The following is a 21,809-nucleotide window of genomic DNA, read 5'->3' on the forward strand; positions in this document are numbered from 1 at the left end:
GGCATGACCACGCGCCCGCTCTTCGTCACCCAAGTCTACGAGGCCTCCCTGGCCGGCGAGAAAGGCTTCTCCGCCTTCAACGCCGAGCTCGAGGAGGCCTGTCTGATGCTGGCCGACGAGGACATGGCCGGGCGCGCCTGGTGCAAGGAACACCGCTATGGCGGCTACACCTCCTACGCCTCGCTCGACGACCTGCCGCAGCGAGCCAGCGTGTTCGGCGCGCTGAAGTCCAAGCTCGACAAGCGCGCCGCCGCCTTCGCCCGCGACCTGCATATGGAGCTGGGCGCCGGCCGGCTGAAGCTCGACAGCCTGTGGGTCAATGTGCTGAAGCCCGGCGCGGCCCACACCAGCCATATCCATCCGCACAGCGTGATCTCGGGCACCGTCTATGTGGCCACCCCGCCCGGCGCTAGCGCGCTAAAGCTCGAGGATCCGCGCCTGGCCATGATGATGGCCGCCCCGCCGCGCACCGCCGACGCGCCGGAGACCGCCCGCAGCTTCGTCTATCTGCAGCCGGAGCCCGGCACGGTCTTCATGTGGGAAAGCTGGCTCCGCCACGAGGTCCCGGCCAACGCCGCCAGGACGCACCGCATCAGCATCAGCTTCAACTACGGCTGGCGGTAGGGATCAGCGGCGCTCTCGGGCGTGGGTGATGCGGATCACGAAGACCTCGTCCGGCGTGACGTCGTAGCGAAGGACATAGCCGTAGCGTCCGAAGGGCACGACAAGCTCGCGGAAGCCGGAGTCCAGCAATCGGCCGCGATCGGCGTGGGTGTCTAGCGATTGGATCGCCTTGATCATCGCGTCGGTCGCGCGCGCCGCCGCCCCTGGGTTCTTGGGAGCCAGAAACGCGGCCAGTCGAGTCAGGTCGCGATAGGCGGCCTTCGAGACACGTACCCGCGTCACCGGTTCTTTTCGACTTGAGCCATAAGCTCCGAGTGAAAGTGCGCCATCGCCTCTTCCACCGAATAGGACGCACCCGTCCGCCGATAATCCTCGACGATGCGCAGATCCTCCGCCCAATCCTCGTCAAGCCCGCCTGAGATCAGCTCGGCGGCGTAATCCGCCACCGACCGCCCAGCCGCGTCCGCCGCCGCCTGCAGGCGGCGCGCGGTGTCGTCGTCGAGTTTCAGGATCAGTTCGCCGTCGGCCATGGAAAGATGCTCATCCCGACGGCGGCTGGCGTCAAGAATCCAGGAAGCTGCGCAGCTTCCGCGAGCGGCTCGGGTGCTTCAGCTTGCGAAGCGCCTTGGCCTCGATCTGACGGATCCGTTCGCGGGTCACGCTGAACTGCTGGCCGACTTCTTCCAGGGTGTGGTCGGTGTTCATGCCGATGCCGAAGCGCATCCGCAGGACGCGTTCTTCCCGGGGCGTCAGCGAGGCCAGCACGCGGGTCGTGGTCTCCCGCAGGTTCGACTGGATGGCCGCATCGATCGGCAGGATGGCGTTCTTGTCCTCGATGAAGTCGCCGAGGTGGCTGTCTTCCTCGTCCCGATCGGGGTTTCGAGGCTGATCGGCTCCTTGGCGATCTTCAGGACCTTGCGCACCTTCTCCAGCGGCATGGCCAGCTTTTCGGCCAGTTCCTCCGGGGTCGGCTCGCGGCCGATCTCGTGCAGCATCTGGCGGCTGGTGCGGACGATCTTGTTGATCGTCTCGATCATGTGCACCGGGATGCGGATGGTGCGGGCCTGGTCGGCGATCGAGCGGGTGATCGCCTGACGGATCCACCAGGTCGCGTAGGTCGAGAACTTGTAGCCACGGCGGTACTCGAACTTATCGACCGCCTTCATCAGGCCGATATTGCCTTCCTGAATAAGATCAAGGAATTGCAGGCCGCGATTCGTGTACTTCTTGGCGATCGAGATCACCAGGCGCAGGTTGGCCTCGACCATTTCCTTCTTGGCCTGACGGGCCTCGCGCTCGCCCTTCTGCACGGTGTGGACGATGCGGCGATAGTCGTCGATCGGCACGCCGGTCTCGGTGGCGAGCGCCGCGATCTCGCTGCGGATGTCGCTGATCTGGCTGGCGTCGTTCTCGGCGAACTTGGTCCATCGCACGCCCAGGGTCTTCACCTGGTCGGTCCAGGTCGGGCTCATTTCCGAGCCGAAATAGGCCTTCAGGAACTCGTTGCGGCTGATGCCATAGCTGTCGGCCAGGCGCAGCAGCCGGCCTTCCAGACCCATCAGGCGCTTGTTGATCGCATAGAGCTGCTCGACCAGCGCCTCGATGCGGTTGTTGTTCAGCTTCAGGGTCTTCAGATGCTGGACGATGGCCAGCGAGGCCGTCTCATAGGCCTTGCGGTCGGCGTCGGAGAGGTCTTCGCCCTTCAGACGCTTGCCGACCAGCTTTTCCTGCAGGGCGCGGAAGCTGTCGAACTCGGTGGCGATGGCGTCCAGGGTGGCCATCACGCCTTCGCGCAGTTCGCCTTCCATCGCGCTGATGGTCGGGCCGGCGCCGTCGTCGAAATCGTCGTCGTCGTCGCTCTCGCCCTTGGCGATGGCTTCGCCGTCCTCCGTGACCTCGGCGGACTCTTCCTCTTCGGGCGCCTCGGCGGCCAGCTGTTCGGCGGCCGCGGCGTTGACGCCGCCATAGGTCTGCTCAAGGTCGATGACTTCGCGCAGCAGGATGCGGCCGGTGCCGAGTTCTTCGCGCCAGACCATGATGGCTTCGAAGGTCAGCGCGCTCTCGCACAGACCGCGGATCATGGTGTCGCGGCCAGCCTCGATGCGCTTGGCGATGGCGATTTCGCCCTCGCGCGACAGCAGTTCCACCGAACCCATCTCGCGCAGATACATGCGCACGGGGTCGTCGGTGCGGTCGTAGGCCGGCTCCTTGGCCGTCTCGACCACCGCGGTCTCTTCGCGCACGGCGACTTCGCCGCCCTCGGCGTCTTCTTCCGCCTCGACGACGTTGACGCCCATTTCCGACAGCATGGCCAGCGTGTCTTCGATGGCTTCCGAGGTCACTTCCTCGGAGGGCAGCACCTTGTTCAGCTCATCCATGGTGACGTAGCCGCGGGCCTTGGCCTGCTTGATGAACTTCTTGACGCCGGCGTCGGTCAGGTCGAGCAGCGGGCCGTCGCCGCCGGTGCCGTCATTGCCGCCCGTGGTGTCCGCTTCAGCCGTAGTCGTGCTCATCTAATTCTCCGAGTTCGGCCGCGTCCCTCCCCGAAAGGACACGGTCGAAAATGTGAATGGCGCCAGGTCGTTTACCAAAACGACCCTTCAACAGCCTTAATCGTTCCAATCCCTGATCGCGCGTTTCAGTGCGTCGCGTTCGCCTTTCAGGCGCTCGAGGGTCTCCATAGCTGATCGTCCGCCCAGGCTGACCTTGGCGGCGGCTATAGCCTCGTCGAGCGCCGCCAGTCTTGAGAGACGGGCGAAGGCTTGCGACCACTGGGATCTAGCGGCTTCGAGGGAGACATCCGATTTCAGGATGGGCGCGCTCGATGTCGCAGCGGCCCGGTCGATGTCTGTCAGTAGCGTGCTATACCCGCAAGACGCCAGATGGCGTGTGAGAGACCCCGAGTCAAGATGGTCGTGGTCAAGACGCAGACGGATGATTTCTCTCGCCAATTCCGCGAGCCCCGGATCGCCGAAGCCGTTGGCGGCTAAAGAGTCCTCCAGATGGTCGTCGAGCACGGCCGGATCGTTCAGCACGAACTTGACCAGGGCCGCGGCCGTCAGGTCCATCCGCTGGGCCAGCCGGCGGGCGCCCGCCTTGCCCTCGGGGCTGGCGGGCTGGGGCGGCGGCTGTCCCCACTGCCCACGCTTTCGCCCGCCCCCGCCCTCGCCGGAGGGCGTCCAGGGCCGGCGCGCCTCGCGCTCGGGCCGGGCGAAGATGGCGTCGAGCCGGGCGAGCAGATCGTCGCGATAGGCCTGCTGCAGGTCCTTGTCGGCGATGGTCCCGGCCAATTGTCGCAGGCGGGCCTTCAGCCCCGCCCGGCGCTCCGGCGTGTCCAGCGGCTCCTGGTCGCGCTCGCGCACGAACAGGGCCTCTACGAACGGGGTCGTATCAGCCATCTGGCTGCGCAGGGCCGCGGGCCCCTGCTCGCGCAGCACCTCGTCCGGGTCCTTGCCGCCCTCGACGATCGCGAACCGGAAGCTCTTGCCGGGCTTCAGCAGCGGCAGGGCCCGGTCGATGGCCCGGCTGGCGGCCTGGCGGCCGGCCCGGTCGCCGTCGAAGCAGAGCGTCGGCTCCGGATGGTGACGCCACAGCATCTCCATCTGCTCCTCGGTCAGGGCCGTGCCCATGGGCGCCACGGCCGCGATGCCCGCCCTCTGGCAGGCGATGGCGTCCATATAGCCCTCTACCACCGCCAGCGGCGGGGTCTCGCCGGCCGGGGCGGCGGCGATGATCTTGCGCGCCTCGGCCAAGCCATAGAGCTGGTGGCCCTTGTGGAAGACCACCGTCTCCGGGCCGTTCAGGTACTTGGCGCGGGCCTTGGGATCCATCGCCCGGCCGCCGAACGAGATCACCCGGCCGCGCGGATCGGTGATCGGAAAGATGATGCGGTCGCGGAACCGGTCGTAAGGCGCCCCGCCCTCCTCCGGCGCGATCAACAGGCCGGTGTCGACCAGCTCGGCCGGCCGCGCGCCCTTGGCGACCAGATAGTCCTTCAAGGTCGTGCGCCCGCCCGGCGCGAAGCCCAGGCGGAACCGCGCCCAGTCGGCCTCAGGCAGCCCCCTCTGCTCCAGATAGGCCCGGGCCTCGCGCCCCACCGGGCGACGCAGCTCGGCCTCGAACCATTGGGCCGCCGTCTCCAGCCAGTCCGACAGCCCCTGGCGCTTCTTGTCCTGCTCCTGGCTCTGGGGATCATAGGCCGGCATGGTCAGGCCGGCCTCGGCCGCCAGCTGCTCCACCGCCTCCATGAACGAGAGCCGCTGGGTCTCCTGCAGGAAGGTGATCACGTCGCCGGTCTTGCCCGACGAGAAGTCGAAGAACTGGCCCTTGTCGTCGTTCACATAGAACGACGGCGTCTTCTCCTTGGTGAAGGGCGAGAGGCCCACATACTCGCGCCCCTGCTTGCGCAGCTTCACCGTCTTGCCGATCACATCGGACGGCCGAAGGCGGGATTTGATCTCATCCAGAAAATGTTCGTCGACGCGCACGGCGGCAGTGTAGCCGATTTCCCGCCCCGCCGACGAGCACCGGCTGCTCCCCCGCTGGGGGAGCTGGCCCGAAGGGCCTGAGGGGGCCGGCCGCAGGCCGGATCCAACGCCGCAGCCGCCCTCTGACGAGGGCGGCCCCCTCCCCCGCTTCGCGGGCCCCCTCCCCCAGCGGGGGAGGAGCTTACGGCTTCAAATGCCCAAGCTTGTCCGGGTTCCGCACCATATAGACCCCGGCCAGCCGGCCGCCCTCGCCGGGCTGGAAGGCCACCGTCATCGGCCCGTCCTCGCGCTCCAGGATCACACCTGGATAGCCGTTGATCCGCACGGCGCGGAAGCTCAGCGGCCAGACCAGGCCATTGCGCCAGGCGAGCCCCTCCAAGAGCGCGATGATGTCGTCGCGCCCGATCAGGGGCCTGAGCGCCGCCGAGCGCTTGCCGCCGCCGTCGGTCAGCATCACCGCATCCTCGGCCAGCACCGCGCCCAGGGCCTTCATGTCCCCTTGCGTCGCCGCGGCCATGAAGGCGGCGGCGAGCCGCGCGGCCTCGGCTTCGTCGACCGTGAAGCGCGGCTTCTCGTCCTTCACATGGGCCCGCGCCCGGCTGGCCAGCTGGCGCACGGCGGCCTCGTTGCGTCCCAAGGTCTCAGCGATCTCGCCATAGTCCTCGTCGAACACGTCGTGCAGCAGGAACACCGCCCGCTCCAGGGGCGACAGCCGCTCCAGCGCCAGCAGGAAGGCGACCGACACCTCCTCCGCCCGCTCGACCGGATCCACGTTCAGCTCCTCGATCAGCGGCTCCGGCAGCCAGGGGCCGCGATAGGTCTCCCGGCGGGCCTTGGCCTGGCGCAGCCGGTCGATGCACAGCCGGCTGGTGGTCCGCACCAGCCAGGCGGCCGGATCCTCGACCTCACCGGCCGCGCCCGCCCAGCGCAGCCAGGCGTCCTGCACCGCATCCTCCGCCTCGCTGACCGACCCCAGCATGCGATAGGCCAGCCGCCGGAGGCGGGGCCGCTCGGCCTCGAAGGCCGCGATGTCGCCGGGTGCGCTCATGTCGTCCTCAGGCCGCCAGCGGCGAGTGTAGGACCGGGGCGGCCTGGCCCGCCACCATGACCCGCGAGCAGGCCTTGCCGTGGCCGAGCGCGTATTTCAGCGTCGGATACATCCGCGCCGTGGTCAGAGCGAGGCTGACGGCCACCAGCCCCTTCTGGCCCCAGCGCCGGACGATCTCGTCGCGCAGGGGGTCGGCGGCCTCCAGGTCGCGGGCCAGGCTGGCGCGGGCGAAGCGATAGGCCAGCGACGCCTCGGCCCCCATGGCCGCCAGGTCCCCGGCCAGGATCGCCGCCAGCACGGCGGGCTTCACCCCGGCCGCCAGGGCCATGTCGGTCGAGATCTGCACGCAGGGCCCGCAGTCCTCGGCCAGGGTGCCGACGATCCCCGCCGCCGCCAGGGCCGCGGCCGGCGCGGCCTTGCGGTCGACCAGGCCGGCGACGAGGCCGAACCTCAGGAAGCTCGCGGGCGAGGCCTCGGCCAGGTCGCGCATATAGCTGGCGTCATAATTCCAGGTCCGCTCAAGACGGGCGATCTGGCGTTTCAGCAGGGCTTTCAACATGGCGGACTCCCTCTCAGGCGGGCTTGCGGGCGAAGGCGATCCAGCCCGCCGCCAGGGCGGGCAGATAGACGCCGGGAAGATCGCGGAGAACGTCATGCCAGCCGCTCGCCGAGCAGCTGGCGTCGAACACATGGATGGCGGCATGGACGCTCAAGAACAGCGCCCCAGCCACCAGGGCCGGCCATCCCTGGACCGGCCGCCATGCGAACCAACCCAGCCCCAGGGTCACAGCCAGATAGGCCGCCCCGATGTCGCGCACGAAGTGGGGGTTGTAGGCCCCCGTCGCCGTCACCCCGGGCACCGCTCCGTACCACCAGAACGGCGCGAACAATTGGGCGAGCGCATTGATCCCCAGGATGACCGCCAGGACGGCGCAGACGATGCGGAACATGGATTTCCTCCGACTTCACCGACAAGGACGAAGCGGAGCGGGCGCGTGTGACATCGCCGCCGAAAACCTCCCTCCCCTTCATGGGGAGGGACAGATCGCGAAGCGATCAGGGTGGGGAACGGCGCCAGACCCAAGAGCCCCACCCGTCTGCCGCTGCGCGCCAGCCACCCTCCCCATGAAGGGGAGGGAGACGGCTACTTAATCGCGTCGACCCAGTCGGGCAGCTCGCTGATGGATCCCAGCTCGCCGAACCGGCCGTGGCCCACCGGGGCGTCGGCCATCTCGTGGGCCCAGGTCAGGGGATAGGGCACATGCGCCGCCCAGGCGCCGGCCTCCAGCGCCGGCAGGATGTCGGAGCGCATGGAGTTGCCGCACATCACCGCCTCCTCCGCCCCGGTCCCGTGGCGGGCGAACACCCGTTCATAGGTGGAGCGGTCCTTCTCGCTGACGATCTCGACGGCGGCGAACAGGTCGCCCAGGCCCGAGGCCGCCAGCTTCTGTTCCTGGTGCAGCAGGTCGCCCTTGGTGATCAGCACCAGGCGATAGCGCTCCGACAGCCGGGCGAGCGCCGCGTCCACGCCCGGCAGGGGCTCCACCGGCTCGTTCAGCATCTCGCGGCCCGCCGCCAGGATCTCGCGCACCACCCGGGGCGGCGCCTCGCCGCCGGTCAGCTCCATGGCCGTCTCGATCATCGAGAGGGTGAAGCCCTTCACCCCATAGCCATAGAGCCGCAGGTTCCGGCGCTCGACCTCCGACAGCCGCGCCTCCACAACCTGCGGATCCGCCACATCGGCCAGCAGGGCGCTGAACCGGTCATGGGTCAGGCGAAACAGGGTTTCGTTGTGCCAAAGGGTGTCGTCGGCGTCGAGGCCGACCGTGGTGATGCTCATGCCCCGCTCATAGCGCGCCGCCGCCCTCCATTGAACCCACTGCCCAAGCCTTGGGCGCCGCGTCCTTTCCTGCATCCTGGCGTCGTCGCGTACGCAAAATCGCAACCTTTGCTGCGCGAGGCTGTCCCCAGTTTGGTGAGTGTCGCGTCCGGTGACGCGGGTCTGGGGGTCGCTGTGCAGGCATGGCTTGACGCGCTATCGCGCCGCCTGGGGCTTCGGTTCGCGCGCCGCGCCCTGGCCCAGGCCGAGGCGGAGACCCGCGCCGCCCAGGACCGCCTGCGCGAGGCGATCGACCTCCTGCCCGAGGGGATCGTCATCCTCGACGCCGAGGGCCGCTACGTCCTCTGGAACAAGCGCTACGCCGAGATCTACCACCGCTCCGCCGACCTCTTCGCCCCCGGCGCCAAGTTCACCGACACCCTGAGGGTCGGCGTCGCGCGCGGCGACTATCCCGAAGCCGTCGGCCGCGAGGAGGAATGGCTGGCCGAGCGCTTCCACAAGCTGATGAACCCGACCGGCGAGCGCCACGAGCAGCGGGTCTCCGACGGCCGCTGGCTGATGATCGAGGAAAAGCGCACCGCCGACGGCGGCGTCATCGGCCTGCGGGTTGATATCACGCAGATGAAGACCCAGGCCGAGGCCCTGGCCGACGCCCTGCACCGGGTCGAGGCCGCCAGCCGCGCCAAGACCGAGTTCCTGGCCGACATGAGCCACGAGCTGCGCACCCCGCTGAACGGCGTCATGGGCCTGGTCCAGGCGCTCGCGGCGACCAAACTGACCAAGACCCAGCAGGGCCTGGTCGATGACATTCTTCGCTCGGCCGGCGCCCTGGACGACCTGGTCGGCGGCCTGCTCGACTATGGCGACGCCGCCCGCGCAGCCGACGCCTCGCCCCCCGCCCCGTCCCACCACGTCGCCGCAGAGGCCCCGGCGCTGCGGGTCCTGGCCGCCGACGACAATCCCACCAACCGCAAGGTGGTCGAGCTGATGCTGGGCGCAGCCGGCGCCGAGGTGATCAGCGTCGAGAACGGTCGCGAAGCCGTCGAGGCCTGGCGCGGCGGCGCCTTCGACCTGGTGCTGATGGACCTGCGCATGCCGGTCATGGACGGGCTCGACGCCATCCGCGCCATCCGCAAGGCCGAGGGGGCGGGCCTGCCCCGCGCCCCGATCATCGTGGTCAGCGCCAACACCTCGCCGGACGACCTCGCCGCCTCCGCCGACGCCGGCGCCGACCGTCACATCGGCAAGCCGCTTCGCGCCGAGGAGCTGTTCGACGCCATCACCGGCGTCATCGCGGCTTGAACACCCGCGCGGTCGAGGCGGGATATTTCGCCAGCATCGCGGCGGGCCGGATCGGCCGGGCCGCGAAATTCCCCCCGCAATTGGGACAGGCGCCGCCGAGCCGCGTCTCCACGCAGTCGGCGCAGAAGGTGCATTCAAAGGTGCAGATCCGCGCGTCGGGGCTGTCAGGCGGCAGGTCGCGGTCGCAGGCTTCGCAATTGGGACGCAGGGCGAGCATCAGGGCCTCCGTTGCAGCCCGGCCAGATTAGCCTCGAAGGGGCCTGGCTGAAATGACCGACTTCCCTCGTTTTCCGCCAAGCCCTATTCCCCGAACCCCTCCCCCGGCTCGACCGGCGACAGCCGCAGCAGGCGGGAATCGGCCACCCCGGCCGTACGGTGCTTGACCAGTTCGCGGTACTCCGGATCGCGGATCATGGCGATGAAGGCGTCCGAGCTCGGATATTCGGCGATGAAGGCGATGTCCCACGCCTCGCTCTGCGGGCCGGTCACCATCACCTGCGGCTTGCCGGCCCAGACCTGGCGGCCGCCCACCTTCTTGAAGATATGGGCCGTGGTCCGGCCATAGGCGCGATAGGCGTCGAGCCCGCTCAAGCCCTTGCCGTGGTCGGGATGATCGGCCGGATAGTCCGCCAGGGGTTTCATGCGGACCAGGTTGAGCATATGGATCGGCTCGTCCTTCGGCAGCGACTTGAAGATCTCCCAGGCCTCGCGGTCCGGGTCGATGTGGGCCACGTCCGTCATGCTTTCCTCCGTCGTTTGGCGGAACCGTAGCAAGCCGGGCCCACGAGGTCAGCCGCCGCATTGACCGGACGGTTGCGAGTCAGTACCTACGCGGCCGTTTGCGCGGCGGGCAGGGTCACCCTGGCCCGCTTTTTCGCGACACGACGCCGGAATGGAGATCCCGAGATGACGACTGAACTGCTGCCGGGCGTCACAGGGGTGCTGGTCCTGGCCGACGGGACGGTCCTGCAGGGCCTGGGCGTCGGCGCCGTGGGCGCCGCGGTGGGCGAGGTCTGCTTCAACACCGCCATGACCGGCTACCAGGAGATCCTCACCGATCCCTCCTACATGGCCCAGATCGTCGCCTTCACCTTCCCCCACGTCGGCAATGTGGGCGTCAATATCGAGGACATCGAGCAGATGTCGGGCTCGGCCGAGACCGCCGCCCGCGGCGCGATCTTCCGCGACCTGCCCACCGCCCCGGCCAACTGGCGCGCCGACGCCGACCTGGACGGCTGGATGAAGCGGCGCGGCGTCGTCGGCCTCTCCGGCGTCGACACCCGGGCGCTCACCCTCGCCATCCGCGAGCGCGGCATGCCGCACGGCGTCATCGCCCATGATCCGGACGGCAGGTTCGACATCCCCGCCCTCACCGCCCAGGCCAAGGCCTGGGCCGGGCTTGAGGGCCTGGACCTCGCCAAGGACGCCAGCTGCCTGCAGCCCTTCACCTATGACGAGGGCCTCTATGACTGGCCGGAGGGCTACGCCAAGCCGGGCCAACCGAAATACGAGGTCGTGGTCGTCGACTACGGCGTGAAGCGCAACATCCTGCGCGCGCTCACCTCGGTCGGCGCCCATGTCACCGTGGTGCCCGCCAAGACCAGCGCCGAGGACATCCTGGCCCGCAAGCCGGACGGCGTCATGCTGTCCAACGGCCCGGGCGACCCGGCCGCCACCGGCGAATACGCCGTGCCGGAGATCCAGAAGCTGGTTGAGAGCGGCACGCCGGTGTTCGGCATCTGCCTGGGCCACCAGATGATGGCGCTGGCGCTGGGCGCCCAGACCGCCAAGATGGAACAGGGCCACCACGGGGCCAACCACCCGGTGAAGGACCTGACCACCGGCAAGGTGGAGATCGTCTCCATGAACCACGGCTTCACCGTCGACCGCGCGACCCTGCCGGCCGGCCTGGTGGAGACCCACGTCTCTCTGTTCGACGGGACCAATGCGGGCCTGGCCCTAGAAGGCCGCCCGGTCTTCAGCGTCCAGCACCACCCGGAAGCCTCCCCCGGCCCCACGGACTCCCTCTACCTCTTCCAACGCTTCGCCAAACTGATGGACGCGAAGAAGGCGGGGTAAAGCCCCCCTCCTCCCCCGCCCATCCCGGCGAATGCCGGGACCCAGATCATATGGCGCCGCGCATCCGGAAAGGCCCAGCCGAGGTCCGACAGGCGATGCCTGCACTTTAGGATCTGGGTCCCGGCCTTCGCCGGGATGAGCGGTCAAGGGCAGGCGTGCTCAACCGTCACCAGCTCAGCGCCCGCCAGGGGACAGGGGACGGCCAAGCCGCCCCCCGAGCCGCCTAGGGCATCAGCACGGTGTCGACGACGTGGATCACGCCGTTCGACTGGTTGACGTTGGCGATGGTGACCATCGACTTGCCGCCCTTGGCGTCGACCAGCACGACCATGCCGTGGGCGACCGTGACGGTCAGGTCCTCGCCGGCGACGGTCTTCAGCATCGCCTTGCCGCCGCCCGCCTTCACCTTGGAGATCAGGTCCGCGGCGCTCAGCTTGCCGGCCACCACGTGATAGGTCAGCACCTTGGTCAGGGTCGGCTTGTTCTCCGGCTTCAGCAGGGTGTCGACCGTGCCCGCCGGCAGCTTGGCGAAGGCCGCATTGGTCGGCGCGAACACCGTGAACGGACCCGGGCCCGACAGGGTGTCGACCAGGCCCGCCGCCTTCACCGCCGCCACCAGGGTCGTGTGATCCTTGGAGTTCACGGCGTTCTGGATGATGTTCTTGGACGGATACATGGGCGCCCCGCCCACGGACACGGTCTTTTCGGCCATCATGGAAGCAGAGGCCGCATTAGCCCCGGCGAGAGTCAGCACGACGCCAGCGGCGATCGCAGAGATCGTCTTCGAATACATTCTGATTTTCCTCGAATTGTCTGTCGCTGCTTGGCAGCGATGTTCAAATTACGCAGAGGATTTGAAATCGGATGCAGTCGCGCCGATTTTTTTGCTTTCGCCCGCTTGCCGATGGCGACGAAGCCGGCCTCGCCAGGCCGCAAGACTTGTCCACGAACCACACGAACCACACGAACAGGCAGCGGGTACGTCAGCGGCTCCTACCCGGCCCGAAGCGCGGCCGACGGTCCGTTAGATTTTGTCCACGAACCACACGAACCACACGAACCCCGGCTGAAGCGCCGTTGAAGGTTCTTCGCGCGCAAGCGCGCCTAAAAACCCGCCCCCGACCTCGCCGCCCCACCCGTTCGCGTGGTTCGTGTGGTTCGTGGACAAATCCTCGCAGCCTCACCGCCGCCCAGCGTCCGCAAGCTCATCCCCATCGCCTACGCCCTCTGTTCGTGAGGTTCGTGAGGTTCGTGGTTCAAAATCTAAAGCGCGCCCGCCCGGACAACCCGCCCGCAGGGTCCGCTAGATCTTCGCCAGCTTGCCGATCGCCGCGACCGGGCCCATCGGGCGGTCGTGCTTGGGCGCGTCGGGCTTCTCGACCGAGACGGCGATCGAGGCGCCTTCCTGGGCGAGCTTTTCGAGCCCCTCAGGCATCGGCATGGACTTCGAGGTCCCCGGCGCGATCAGGCCCAGCGAATGCGGCTTGCCGTCGGCCGGGATCAGCCACAGCTCGTGCACGTGCACCGGGTCGGATCCGGGCGTCACCAGCGAGGTGACGATCAGCTTCTGGCGCACCGGGTCATAGGCCGCCACGAACAGGTGCTGGCCGCCCGAGGTGTCGAGGCGCGCGTTGAGCAGTTCGCCGGCGCTGGGCGGGGCCTGCGGCGCGATGACGGTCGGCGGTCGGTTGGCGAGCACCACCAGGGCGGCGACACTGGCGGCGGCGAGCGCCATGGAGCCCATGGCCAGGCCGCGCCACAGGCGCGTCGCGGCCGAGCCGTTGTCATTGGCCGGCAGGGCGCGCTCGATCCGCGGCCACAGCCCCTCGGGCGCGGTCACGGCCGGAAGCGCGTCCAGCATCGGCGCAAGCCGCGCCGCCCAGGCCTCCACATGCGCCGCGAAGGCCGGCTCACGGGCCATGCGCAGCTCGGCCTGGGCCCGCTCCGGCGCGCTCAGCACGCCCAGCGCATGCTCCGCGGCCAGGGCTTCGTCGGCGGGCAGTTCGTCGAGAGGTTCGCTCATTGCTCCAGGCATCCCTTGAGCTTGAGCAGGCCGCGGCGGATCCAGCTCTTCACGGTCCCCAGCGGGGTCTCCATGCGCTGGGCCAGGGCCTCATAGGTCACGCCCTCGAAGAAGGCCGTGCGGATCACCTTCTCGGTGCGCTCGTCCAGCTCCGACAGGCACTTGCCGAGCGCCTCGCCCGACTGGGCGGCCTCCAGCAGGGCCTCGGCCCGGGGCGCGTCGTCGGCGATCTCCAGCTCGTCCACCTGCTCGGCATAGGCCAGCGGCCCGCGCGCCCTCAACCGGTCGATCGCCCGGTTGCGGGCGATGGTCGAGATCCAGGTCATGACGCTGGCCCGGCTCGCTTCGAAGCGGTCGGCCCGGCGCCAGATGGTGAGGTAGACCTCCTGCAACACGTCTTCGCTCTCGTCTCTGTTGGACAAGATACGCAGGCACACGCCGAAAAGCTTCGATGAGGTGGCCTGATAAAGTTGTCGCAGGGCGGCGCGGTCGCCGGCGGCGATGCGCGGCAGGAGCTCGGCGAGCGGATCGGAGACGGCGGTGGCGGCCAAGGGAGCCTTCAAAATGAGGTTTCGGCCGGAGCTGCCCGTTTCGTCCACTTCGAGCAAGGGCGAAGCTTGGAGGCGGGCGCAAAGCGCCGGGTCGGGCGGCGCGCGCCTCCCTTGTCCCGGGCTTTAGAAGCGCGCCTTCACGCCTGCGAAGACGAAGCGGCCATAGATGTCATAGGACGCGGTCGTCGAGGTGTTGCCTGTCAGGCCGATCGGGATCGTCTTGTCGAACAGGTTGTTCACCCCGACATAGACCTCGGTCCCCTTGCCGTAGTCGAGCCGATAGCGGGCCACCAGGTCCTGATACCAAACGGCCTCCACATAGGGCCGGTCGCTCCGTTCCAGCGACACGTCCTTATTGCGCCGGACCTTGCTCGTGTACTGGCTCTGCCAGGTCACGGTCAGCGGCCCCTGGGCGTAGGCCAGCGCACTGACGAACGACCAGCGCGGGTTCCCCAGTTCGCCTTCCTTGCGGTCGACCTCGTTGGGGAAGTCGGCGAAGGCGTAGACCCGAAGCTTTTCGGTGTAGTTGGCCGTGACCGACCCGGTCAGCATCCCGTCCAGCCGGCTCAGCGTCTTGCCCATGCCCTCGGTCAGATCGGCCACGCCGCGGCTGTAGTTCAGCTGGATGTCGTAGCCCGCCGTCGTCAGTTCGGACTGGTTCAGATAGCTGGAGATGTAGCTGGTGATCTGGCGGGTGACCGGATCGCGGATGATCAGGTTGCAGTACTGGGTCGCCAGGCTCGGGCCGTCGACGCACTTATCGGCCGCGTCCTGCGGGTCGAGGAAGGCGATCGCGTCCTTGATGTCGATGTCATAGTAATCGACCGTCAGGCTCAGGCCGGGCGTCCAGCGCGGCTGCAGCACGAAGCCCGCCGTCCAGGTCTTGGCCTTTTCGGGCCGCAGGTCCGGATTGCCGGAGGTCACGCCCGGAAACTGGTTGTCGGTGGCGTTCTTGAACGTCACCCCCAGAGCCTTGCAATTGGCCGCCCGGTCAGGGTCCACATTGATCGATGAGGCTTCGCACGGGTCGAAGATCCCCGCGAAGCCTGAGGTCGCCGGCAGGAAGGCCTCGGTGATGTTCGGCGCGCGGACGGCCTGGGAATAGGTGCCGCGGAAGCTCAGGTCCCGCACCGGCGACCAGATGGTCCCGAACTTATAGGCCGTGGCGTCGCCGGCGTGGCTGTAATGGGCCACCCGCACCGCGCCGTTGAACGACAGCTGGTGGAACCAGGGCCGGTCTTTCAGGATCGGGGCGTCGAATTCGAGGAAGGCCTCGCGCACCTCGAAGCCGCCGATGGCGTTCGGTTGCGGCGCGGTCTCGGTGATGCCGGACAGGACCAGAGGATCATTGATGTTGCGGCTCTGCTCGCGCCGCCACTCCAGCCCGCCGGCGAACCCGATGGGCCCGCCGGGCAGCTTCAGGAACCGCTCGGTGTCGAAGCTGAAGGTCGCGTCGGCCACCTGCTGGGTGATGGTGTGGCTGCGGTCGGCCTCGAAGGTCACATAGTCGATGGCCGCCTTGGAGTTCTGGGCCCCGAACAGGTTGAACGGCACGCAGGGCTCGCCGGTCACCGCGCTATTGGGCTGGCGCACGAACAGCTCATAGCCGGGATACCAGGTGGACGGCACGTCCCGGCGGCAGCGGACCTGACCATTGGCCGGGTCGACGACGGCGTCGATCGCCGAGAGGAAGTTGCCGGGGATCAGCCCGCCCGTGGAATGGAAATTGTTGCGGGTGCGGCCGTAGTTGTACGAGGTCTCCCACTTCACGTCGGCGAACCTGGCGTCGGCCTCGCCCTCCAGCTGAGCCACCGCCCGGAAGGTGCGGCGCATGGTGTCGTCGTCGCGACCGCCGATGTCGTAATTGATCCGGTTCACATAGAAGAACCCGGCCGTCGGGAAGCGGTCGAGCTGCGCCTGGATCGCCGGGGTGATGAAGGCGTTGTCCGGGTCCAGCCCGTAGTCGAAGGTCGTGAAGGACGGGCTGAACGTGTCGCGCACGTCGCTCTCCACATACTTCACGTCGCCCTTGAACCGCAGCTTGTCCGAGAAGTCGTAGTGGAAGGTCGAGGCGGCGCCGTAGCGGGTCTGGCGCGGCACCAGGATCGCGCCTGCATCCTCCGAGAAGCAGACCGGGCACGGGGCCGCGAAGGCGCCGTAGAACAGGTTGTTGTCGCCGATCCGCGGCGGCACGGCGACGGGCTTGCCATTGGCGTCGAAGCCGGTCACCGGCTCCAGGCTGTCGGTGATGATATTGCCGTAGCGGCTGAAGAACTCGGTCTGGACATAGGGCCGGTACAGGCGATCGGGGATGCCGTCCTTCGGGCCGGTGTCGGCCGGATTGGCGATGGTCCCCCAGTCGGCCAGGCCGCGAATATTGCGCCCGCTCACCTGCTCCTGCTTGTCGCCGAACAGGCTGAGGGTCACGTTCCCGCGGCCCTCGGCGAAGCCCCAGCCGCCGGTGGCCGAGGCCGAATAGTTCTGGCCGTAGGAACCCTCGATCGGGGCGCCGCCCCTCAGCTGGAATTCGTAGCCCGTGAAGTTGTCCTTCAGGATCACGTTGATGACCCCGCTGACCGCGTCCGAGCCATAGATGGCCGAGGCGCCGCCGGTGATCACCTCGACGCGGTCGACCAGGGCGGTCGGAATGCTGTTGAGGTCGACCGCGGTGTCGCCGGCGTCCCCGGCCACGTGGCGCTTGCCATTGACCAGGGTCAGGGTGCGCGAGGTCCCCAGCCCTCTCAGGTCGGGAAAGCTCAGGCCGCCCAGATTGGCGCCCGAATCCGAATTGGCCCGCACCGTCCCCGACGAGGTCAGCGCCGGCAGCTGGGCCAGGACGTCGCCCAGGCTCTGCAGGCCGGAGTTCTCGATGCTCAGCGAATTGATCGTCGTGACCGGCGTGGGCTGTTCGAGATTGGGGCGCGGGATGCGCGAGCCGGTGACGATCAGTTCGTCCACCGTGGGGCCCTGGCCCTGGGCCCAGGCCGGCTGGCCGCACAGGGCGGCGACGGCGCAGATGAGGCTGCTGGCGAGCAGTGTCGCCTTGGTCGTTTGCATGAAGGTCCCCTCACTCAAAAAACGGGGAGCTTCACAATCACACGACTATGCGCGGAACATCCCCAACCCTGACGCGATTAAGTCGCGTATTGCAGATTGGTTCCAGTCCCGACACGAAATCGTCTTAATCTGCGACTTCGGGAGCACAGTCCCGCGGCGCCGCGCCGGCTCAGGGCGCCTTCATCACCACATTGGTCACGCCGGGCGGCGCCTGGTCGATCACCAGCAGCACGGCCGCCGCGTCGCCCACGGCCTGGCCCTTGTGCCACTGGTCGCGGGACTCGATGGCGAACTCGCCGGCCTTGAAGCGGCGGACCAGGCCGGTCTCCAGATTGGTCACCTCGATCTCGCCGGCCAGGATGTAGGCGTAGCGCGGCCAGGGATGCTTGTGCGGCGGCAGCTGGCCGCCCGGCGGGATGGTGGTCTTCGACACCTTCACTTCCAGGGGCGCGGGCGGCGCGGCCAGGGGCTGGCCGGTCATGGTCTGGTCGAAGACCCCGATCGGCGCGGAGACCGGAGCGCCCTGCGCGAGCGCGCAGACCGGGGCCAAGGCGAGGGCGCAGGCGAGGATCAGGGGCTTCATCGGCGGGCTCCGAAAGCGGCGTCCGGGCGGGGCGTCGCATAAGCGCAACAGATCACCCAGCGAGCGTTTCGGCCAGACTTGCCATCAACTGACGATTGATCCAAAGTGGTCGCGTCAAACTCGTAGGTTCGGCTGTATTCCAAGCGTCGCCAGGCGTACCGGACCTGCTTCCGACCCCCCCGAAATTTGATCCCCGCCGCCTGGGCTTGGGCGTTGGGGAATATCTATCCAAGGACGAATATCTCTATGTCTACCGGCACCGTGAAGTGGTTCAACGCCACCAAGGGCTATGGCTTCATCCAGCCTGATGAAGGCGGAGCGGACGTCTTCGTGCACATCTCCGCCGTCGAACGCGCCGGTCTTCGGAGCCTCAACGAGGGTCAGAAGATCACCTACGAACTCGAGCGCGACAAGCGCAGCGGCAAGATGTCCGCTGGCAACCTGCAGGCCTAGTGTCTGTCCTTGGGGCCTTAGGGCTCAAGGGTTTGCGAATTTGATGGGTCGGCCTTCGGGCCGGCCCATTTTCGTATCCGGACGGCCCGCGGTCCTCCGTGCTTGCGCGAGTGCGACTCCGTCTCTAAACGGGCGCCTTAACCTGCAACCTGTCCGGCCACAGCGCGTCTGTCCGCGCGGCCCTCGCGCGCGAGCCATAGATGCCCAAACGTACCGACATCTCCTCGATCCTGATCATCGGCGCTGGCCCGATCGTGATCGGACAGGCCTGCGAGTTCGACTATTCGGGCGTCCAGGCCTGCAAGGCCCTGCGCGCCGAGGGCTATCGGATCGTGCTGGTCAATTCGAACCCGGCCACGATCATGACCGATCCGGACGTGGCCGACGCCACCTATATCGAGCCGATCACGCCTGAGATGGTCGAGAAGATCATCGCCAAGGAACGCCCCGACGCGCTCCTGCCCACCATGGGCGGCCAGACCGCGCTCAACACCGCGCTCGCCCTCGAGCAGATGGGCGTGCTGGAAAAGTACGGCGTCGAGATGATCGGCGCCAAGGCCGAGGTCATCGACAAGGCCGAGGACCGTCAGAAGTTCCGCGACGCCATGGACCACCTGGGCCTCGAAAGCCCCAAGTCCAAGGCCGCCCACTCGATGGACGAGGCCATGGAAGGCCTGGAGTTCGTCGGCCTGCCCGCCATCATCCGCCCCTCCTTCACCCTGGCCGGCACCGGCGGCGGCATCGCCTATAATGTCGAGGAGTTCCGCGAGATCGTCGAGCGCGGCCTCGACCTCTCCCCCACCACCGAGGTCCTCATCGAGGAGAGCGTGCTGGGCTGGAAGGAGTATGAGATGGAGGTCGTCCGCGACAAGGCGGACAACTGCATCATCGTCTGCTCCATCGAGAACATCGACCCGATGGGCGTCCACACCGGCGATAGCATCACCGTCGCCCCGGCTCTGACCCTGACGGACAAGGAATATCAGCGCATGCGGGCGGCCTCGATCGCCGTCCTGCGCGAGATCGGCGTCGAGACCGGCGGCTCTAACGTCCAGTTCGCGGTGAACCCCAAGGACGGCCGCATGGTGGTCATCGAGATGAACCCGCGGGTCTCCCGCTCCTCGGCGCTCGCCTCCAAGGCCACCGGCTTCCCGATCGCCAAGGTCGCCGCCCGCCTCGCCGTCGGCTACACCCTCGACGAGCTGATGAACGACATCACCGGCGCGACGCCCGCCTCGTTCGAGCCCAGCATCGATTACGTCGTCACCAAGATCCCGCGCTTCGCCTTCGAGAAGTATCCGGGCTCCGAGCCCCACCTGACCACCGCCATGAAGTCGGTGGGCGAGGTCATGGCCATCGGCCGCACCTTCGCCGAGAGCCTGCAGAAGGCGCTGCGCGGCCTGGAGACCGGGCTCAGCGGCCTGGACGAGGTCGAGATCGAGGGCGCCGAGGATCCGGACACCGGCCATGCCGCCATCGTCCGCGCGCTCAACACCCCCACCCCCGACCGCCTGCGGGTCATCGCCCAGGCCTATCGCCACGGCCTGACCGAGGACGAGATCCACGCCGCCTGTTCCTATGAGCCCTGGTTCCTGCGCCAGCTGGAGACCCTGGTCCGCGCCGAGGGCCATGTCCGCGCCGCCGGCCTGCCGACCACGGCCCAAGGCTTCCGCGCGCTGAAGGCGCAAGGGTTCTCCGACGCCCGCCTGGCCAGGCTGACCCACAAGACCGAGGCCGCCGTCCGCGCCGCCCGTCACGCCCTCAATGTCCGCCCGGTCTTCAAGCGCATCGACAGCTGCGCCGGCGAGTTCCGCGCCGCCACCCCCTACATGTACTCGACCTATGAGACCGGGGCGCTAGGCCAGACGCCCCAGTGCGAGAGCGAGCCCTCGGGCGCCAAGAAGGCCATCATCCTCGGCGGCGGTCCCAATCGCATCGGCCAGGGCATCGAGTTCGACTATTGCTGCTGCCACGCCGCCTTCGCCCTCGAGGCCATCGGGGTGGAGTCGATCATGGTCAACTGCAACCCGGAGACCGTCTCCACCGACTACGACACCTCCGACCGCCTCTACTTCGAGCCGCTCACCGCCGAGGACGTGCTGGAGCTGATCGACGTCGAGCGCGCCAATGGCGAACTCCTGGGCGTCATCGTCCAGTTCGGCGGCCAGACCCCGCTGAAGCTCGCCCAGGCCCTGGAAGACGCCGGCATCCCGATCCTTGGCACCAGCCCCGACGCCATCGACCTGGCCGAGGACCGCGAGCGCTTCCAGCAGCTGCTGCACCGCCTGGAGATCGCCCAGCCGGTCAACGCCATCGCCCGCTCCCGCGAGGAGGCGTTCGAAGGCGCCCACAAGGTCGGCTATCCCGTGGTCATCCGCCCCTCCTACGTGCTGGGCGGCCGGGCCATGGAGATCGTCCGCGATGACGAGCAGCTGGACCGCTATATCCGCACCGCCGTCCAGGTCTCGGGCGACTCACCCGTCCTGATCGACCAGTACCTCTCCCGCGCCACCGAGGTGGACGTCGACGCCCTGTGCGACGGCACGGACGTCTTCGTGGCCGGGGTCATGGAGCACATCGAGGAGGCCGGGGTGCACTCGGGCGACTCGGCCTGTTCCCTCCCCCCCTTCTCGCTCAAGCCCGACACCATCGCCGAGCTGAAGCGCCAGACGGAAGCCATGGCCCGGGCGCTCAATGTGCGCGGCCTGATGAACGTGCAGTTCGCCATCGAGGAGCCGCACTCCGACGCCCCGCGGATCTTCGTGCTCGAGGTCAATCCCCGCGCCAGCCGCACCGTGCCCTTCGTGGCCAAGACCATCGGCCAGCCGATCGCCGCCATCGCCGCCAAGATCATGGCCGGCGTGCCGCTGGCGAGCTTCGGCCTCGCCGACAAGCCCTACGACCACATCGCGGTGAAGGAAGCCGTCTTCCCCTTCGCCCGCTTCGCCGGGGTCGACACCATCCTCGGCCCGGAAATGCGCTCGACCGGCGAGGTCATGGGCCTCGACTGGCGGCGTGAGGGCGAGGGCCTGGCGCCCGCCTTCGCGCGGGCCTTCGCCAAGGCCCAGCTGGGCGGCGGCGTGAAGCTGCCCCAGTCCGGCTGCGTCTTCGTCTCGGTCCGCGACGCCGACAAGGCCTGGATCGCCGAGCCGGTCCGCCTGCTCCTGGCCCAGGGCTTCCGCGTGCTCGCCACCAGCGGCACCGCCAGCTATCTCGCCGAGCAGGGCCTGGCCGTCGAAGTGGTCAAGAAGGTGCTGGAGGGTCGCCCCCACATCGTCGACGTCATGAAGAACGGCGGCGTCCAGCTGGTGTTCAACACCACCGAGGGCAAGCAGTCGCTGGCCGACAGCTTCGAGATCCGCCGCACGGCCCTGATGATGAAGACCCCCTACTTCACCACCACCGCCGGCGCGCTCGCCGCCGCCCAGGCCATCGCCGCCACGGCCGAGGGCCCGCTCGATGTGCGGCCGCTGCAGAGCTACGCGTAAGGCTGCAAGCGCCCCTTCCCGCAGACCTGTCCGCTATACGGCGCCTGAAGGTTGGCGCTCCTCTCCCCCTTGCGGGGAGAGGGTAGGGTGAGGGGGTGTCAGCGCCGACGCGATTGATTTGCGCGCTGGCGCCGCAACTTCGAAACCGCTGACGCTCAGCCGACACCCCCACCCCAACCCCTCCCCGCAAGGGGGAGGGGCTAGAGTTAGCGATCCCACCGCCCTGAAACACGGACCCCGAAACACAACCGACACACCCCGCCCTCATTCTCCC

General features: G+C 68.2%; 19 protein-coding genes and 1 pseudogene. 5 read left to right on the forward strand and 15 right to left on the reverse strand.

Going from position 1 to position 21,809, the window contains the following annotated elements; genetic code table 11:
- Nucleotides 1-3: 3 nt before the first annotated feature.
- Nucleotides 4-624: a TIGR02466 family protein gene (locus MQH10_RS08020; protein ID WP_242563543.1), complete on the forward strand. Its 621-nt coding sequence runs from the start codon at nucleotides 4-6 to the stop codon at nucleotides 622-624.
- A 3-nt stretch (nucleotides 625-627) separates the two neighbouring features.
- Here the strand turns inward: MQH10_RS08020 and MQH10_RS08025 are convergent, their stop codons facing one another.
- From MQH10_RS08025 to MQH10_RS08060, 8 genes and pseudogenes are all read right to left on the reverse strand, one after another.
- Nucleotides 628-906, reverse strand: coding sequence for a type II toxin-antitoxin system RelE/ParE family toxin (locus MQH10_RS08025; protein ID WP_242563544.1), 279 nt, complete (start codon nucleotides 904-906; stop codon nucleotides 628-630).
- Nucleotides 903-1,154, reverse strand: a complete 252-nt coding sequence (locus MQH10_RS08030) for a hypothetical protein (RefSeq protein ID WP_242563545.1) — start codon at nucleotides 1,152-1,154, stop codon at nucleotides 903-905. The genes MQH10_RS08025 and MQH10_RS08030 overlap by 4 nt, the downstream gene beginning before the upstream one ends.
- Nucleotides 1,155-1,185: 31 nt before the next feature.
- Nucleotides 1,186-3,137 (reverse strand): annotated as a pseudogene (rpoD, locus tag MQH10_RS08035) (RNA polymerase sigma factor RpoD).
- Between the two features lie 96 nt (nucleotides 3,138-3,233).
- Nucleotides 3,234-5,111 carry a DNA primase gene (gene dnaG / locus MQH10_RS08040; protein WP_242563546.1) on the reverse strand — a complete coding sequence of 626 codons (1,878 nt, stop codon included), beginning with the start codon at nucleotides 5,109-5,111 and terminating at the stop codon, nucleotides 3,234-3,236.
- Nucleotides 5,112-5,292: 181 nt separating this feature from the next.
- Complete coding sequence (sigJ, locus tag MQH10_RS08045; protein ID WP_242563547.1) at nucleotides 5,293-6,159, reverse strand: RNA polymerase sigma factor SigJ; 867 nt, start codon at nucleotides 6,157-6,159, stop codon at nucleotides 5,293-5,295.
- A 7-nt stretch (nucleotides 6,160-6,166) separates the two neighbouring features.
- Nucleotides 6,167-6,718 carry a hypothetical protein gene (locus MQH10_RS08050; RefSeq protein WP_242563548.1) on the reverse strand — a complete coding sequence of 184 codons (552 nt, stop codon included), beginning with the start codon at nucleotides 6,716-6,718 and terminating at the stop codon, nucleotides 6,167-6,169.
- A 13-nt stretch (nucleotides 6,719-6,731) separates the two neighbouring features.
- Nucleotides 6,732-7,109, reverse strand: coding sequence for a hypothetical protein (locus MQH10_RS08055; RefSeq protein WP_242563549.1), 378 nt, complete (start codon nucleotides 7,107-7,109; stop codon nucleotides 6,732-6,734).
- A 194-nt stretch (nucleotides 7,110-7,303) separates the two neighbouring features.
- On the reverse strand, nucleotides 7,304-7,999 hold the full coding sequence (locus MQH10_RS08060) for an HAD family hydrolase (protein WP_242563550.1): 696 nt from the start codon (nucleotides 7,997-7,999) through the stop codon (nucleotides 7,304-7,306).
- A gap of 174 nt (nucleotides 8,000-8,173) precedes the next feature.
- Here MQH10_RS08060 and MQH10_RS08065 point away from each other — a divergent pair, with 174 nt between their 5' ends.
- On the forward strand, nucleotides 8,174-9,301 hold the full coding sequence (locus MQH10_RS08065; RefSeq protein WP_242563551.1) for a response regulator: 1,128 nt from the start codon (nucleotides 8,174-8,176) through the stop codon (nucleotides 9,299-9,301).
- Here MQH10_RS08065 and MQH10_RS08070 read toward each other — a convergent pair.
- Nucleotides 9,288-9,518 carry a DUF1272 domain-containing protein gene (locus tag MQH10_RS08070; protein ID WP_242563552.1) on the reverse strand — a complete coding sequence of 77 codons (231 nt, stop codon included), beginning with the start codon at nucleotides 9,516-9,518 and terminating at the stop codon, nucleotides 9,288-9,290. The two genes, MQH10_RS08065 and MQH10_RS08070, sit on opposite strands and share 14 nt — an antisense overlap.
- An 83-nt stretch (nucleotides 9,519-9,601) precedes the next feature.
- Nucleotides 9,602-10,042 (reverse strand): DUF1330 domain-containing protein, encoded by a 441-nt coding sequence (locus MQH10_RS08075; RefSeq protein WP_242563553.1) that lies wholly within the window; start codon nucleotides 10,040-10,042, stop codon nucleotides 9,602-9,604.
- Between the two features lie 165 nt (nucleotides 10,043-10,207).
- On the opposite strand from MQH10_RS08075, the gene carA reads away from it, so the two are divergent.
- The gene (carA, locus tag MQH10_RS08080) at nucleotides 10,208-11,380 is read left to right on the forward strand and encodes a glutamine-hydrolyzing carbamoyl-phosphate synthase small subunit (protein WP_242563554.1); all 1,173 of its coding nucleotides are present in this window, start codon (nucleotides 10,208-10,210) and stop codon (nucleotides 11,378-11,380) included.
- 223 nt (nucleotides 11,381-11,603) lie between these two features.
- Here carA and MQH10_RS08085 read toward each other — a convergent pair whose 3' ends face one another.
- From MQH10_RS08085 to MQH10_RS08105, 5 genes are all read right to left on the reverse strand, one after another.
- A complete protein-coding gene (locus MQH10_RS08085) occupies nucleotides 11,604-12,173 on the reverse strand; it encodes a fasciclin domain-containing protein (RefSeq protein WP_242563555.1) in 570 nt (189 codons plus the stop codon).
- A 510-nt stretch (nucleotides 12,174-12,683) separates the two neighbouring features.
- On the reverse strand, nucleotides 12,684-13,403 hold the full coding sequence (locus MQH10_RS08090) for an anti-sigma factor (RefSeq protein WP_242563556.1): 720 nt from the start codon (nucleotides 13,401-13,403) through the stop codon (nucleotides 12,684-12,686).
- Nucleotides 13,400-13,954, reverse strand: coding sequence for a sigma-70 family RNA polymerase sigma factor (locus MQH10_RS08095; RefSeq protein WP_242563557.1), 555 nt, complete (start codon nucleotides 13,952-13,954; stop codon nucleotides 13,400-13,402). The genes MQH10_RS08090 and MQH10_RS08095 overlap by 4 nt, the downstream gene beginning before the upstream one ends.
- A 123-nt stretch (nucleotides 13,955-14,077) precedes the next feature.
- Nucleotides 14,078-17,011 (reverse strand): TonB-dependent receptor domain-containing protein, encoded by a 2,934-nt coding sequence (locus MQH10_RS08100; RefSeq protein ID WP_242563558.1) that lies wholly within the window; start codon nucleotides 17,009-17,011, stop codon nucleotides 14,078-14,080.
- 169 nt (nucleotides 17,012-17,180) lie between these two features.
- Nucleotides 17,181-17,594 (reverse strand): cupin domain-containing protein, encoded by a 414-nt coding sequence (locus tag MQH10_RS08105; protein WP_242563559.1) that lies wholly within the window; start codon nucleotides 17,592-17,594, stop codon nucleotides 17,181-17,183.
- Nucleotides 17,595-17,840: 246 nt separating this feature from the next.
- Here MQH10_RS08105 and MQH10_RS08110 point away from each other — a divergent pair, with 246 nt between their 5' ends.
- Together MQH10_RS08110 and carB are read left to right on the forward strand one after the other, a co-directional pair.
- Entirely contained in the window at nucleotides 17,841-18,047 is a 207-nt protein-coding gene (locus MQH10_RS08110) for a cold-shock protein (RefSeq protein WP_242563560.1), read from the forward strand.
- A gap of 200 nt (nucleotides 18,048-18,247) precedes the next feature.
- Entirely contained in the window at nucleotides 18,248-21,535 is a 3,288-nt protein-coding gene (gene carB / locus MQH10_RS08115; RefSeq protein WP_242563561.1) for a carbamoyl-phosphate synthase large subunit, read from the forward strand.
- The last annotated feature ends 274 nt before the right edge of the window (nucleotides 21,536-21,809 follow it).

Source organism: Phenylobacterium aquaticum (genome assembly GCF_022695515.1).
Taxonomy (GTDB): Bacteria; Pseudomonadota; Alphaproteobacteria; order Caulobacterales; family Caulobacteraceae; genus Phenylobacterium; species Phenylobacterium aquaticum.

Bases quoted from the DNA above. Each gene is read 5' to 3' on its own strand.
- MQH10_RS08020 (WP_242563543.1), top strand. From the start codon at position 4: ATGACCACGCGCCCGCTCTTCGTCACCCAAGTCTACGAGGCCTCCCTG.
- MQH10_RS08030 (WP_242563545.1), bottom strand. From the start codon at position 1,154: ATGGCCGACGGCGAACTGATCCTGAAACTCGACGACGACACCGCGCGC.
- sigJ (WP_242563547.1), bottom strand. From the start codon at position 6,159: ATGAGCGCACCCGGCGACATCGCGGCCTTCGAGGCCGAGCGGCCCCGC.
- MQH10_RS08050 (WP_242563548.1), bottom strand. From the start codon at position 6,718: ATGTTGAAAGCCCTGCTGAAACGCCAGATCGCCCGTCTTGAGCGGACC.
- MQH10_RS08055 (WP_242563549.1), bottom strand. From the start codon at position 7,109: ATGTTCCGCATCGTCTGCGCCGTCCTGGCGGTCATCCTGGGGATCAAT.
- MQH10_RS08060 (WP_242563550.1), bottom strand. From the start codon at position 7,999: ATGAGCATCACCACGGTCGGCCTCGACGCCGACGACACCCTTTGGCAC.
- MQH10_RS08070 (WP_242563552.1), bottom strand. From the start codon at position 9,518: ATGCTCGCCCTGCGTCCCAATTGCGAAGCCTGCGACCGCGACCTGCCG.
- MQH10_RS08075 (WP_242563553.1), bottom strand. From the start codon at position 10,042: ATGACGGACGTGGCCCACATCGACCCGGACCGCGAGGCCTGGGAGATC.
- carA (WP_242563554.1), top strand. From the start codon at position 10,208: ATGACGACTGAACTGCTGCCGGGCGTCACAGGGGTGCTGGTCCTGGCC.
- MQH10_RS08085 (WP_242563555.1), bottom strand. From the start codon at position 12,173: ATGTATTCGAAGACGATCTCTGCGATCGCCGCTGGCGTCGTGCTGACT.
- MQH10_RS08090 (WP_242563556.1), bottom strand. From the start codon at position 13,403: ATGAGCGAACCTCTCGACGAACTGCCCGCCGACGAAGCCCTGGCCGCG.
- MQH10_RS08100 (WP_242563558.1), bottom strand. From the start codon at position 17,011: ATGCAAACGACCAAGGCGACACTGCTCGCCAGCAGCCTCATCTGCGCC.
- MQH10_RS08105 (WP_242563559.1), bottom strand. From the start codon at position 17,594: ATGAAGCCCCTGATCCTCGCCTGCGCCCTCGCCTTGGCCCCGGTCTGC.
- MQH10_RS08110 (WP_242563560.1), top strand. From the start codon at position 17,841: ATGTCTACCGGCACCGTGAAGTGGTTCAACGCCACCAAGGGCTATGGC.
- carB (WP_242563561.1), top strand. From the start codon at position 18,248: ATGCCCAAACGTACCGACATCTCCTCGATCCTGATCATCGGCGCTGGC.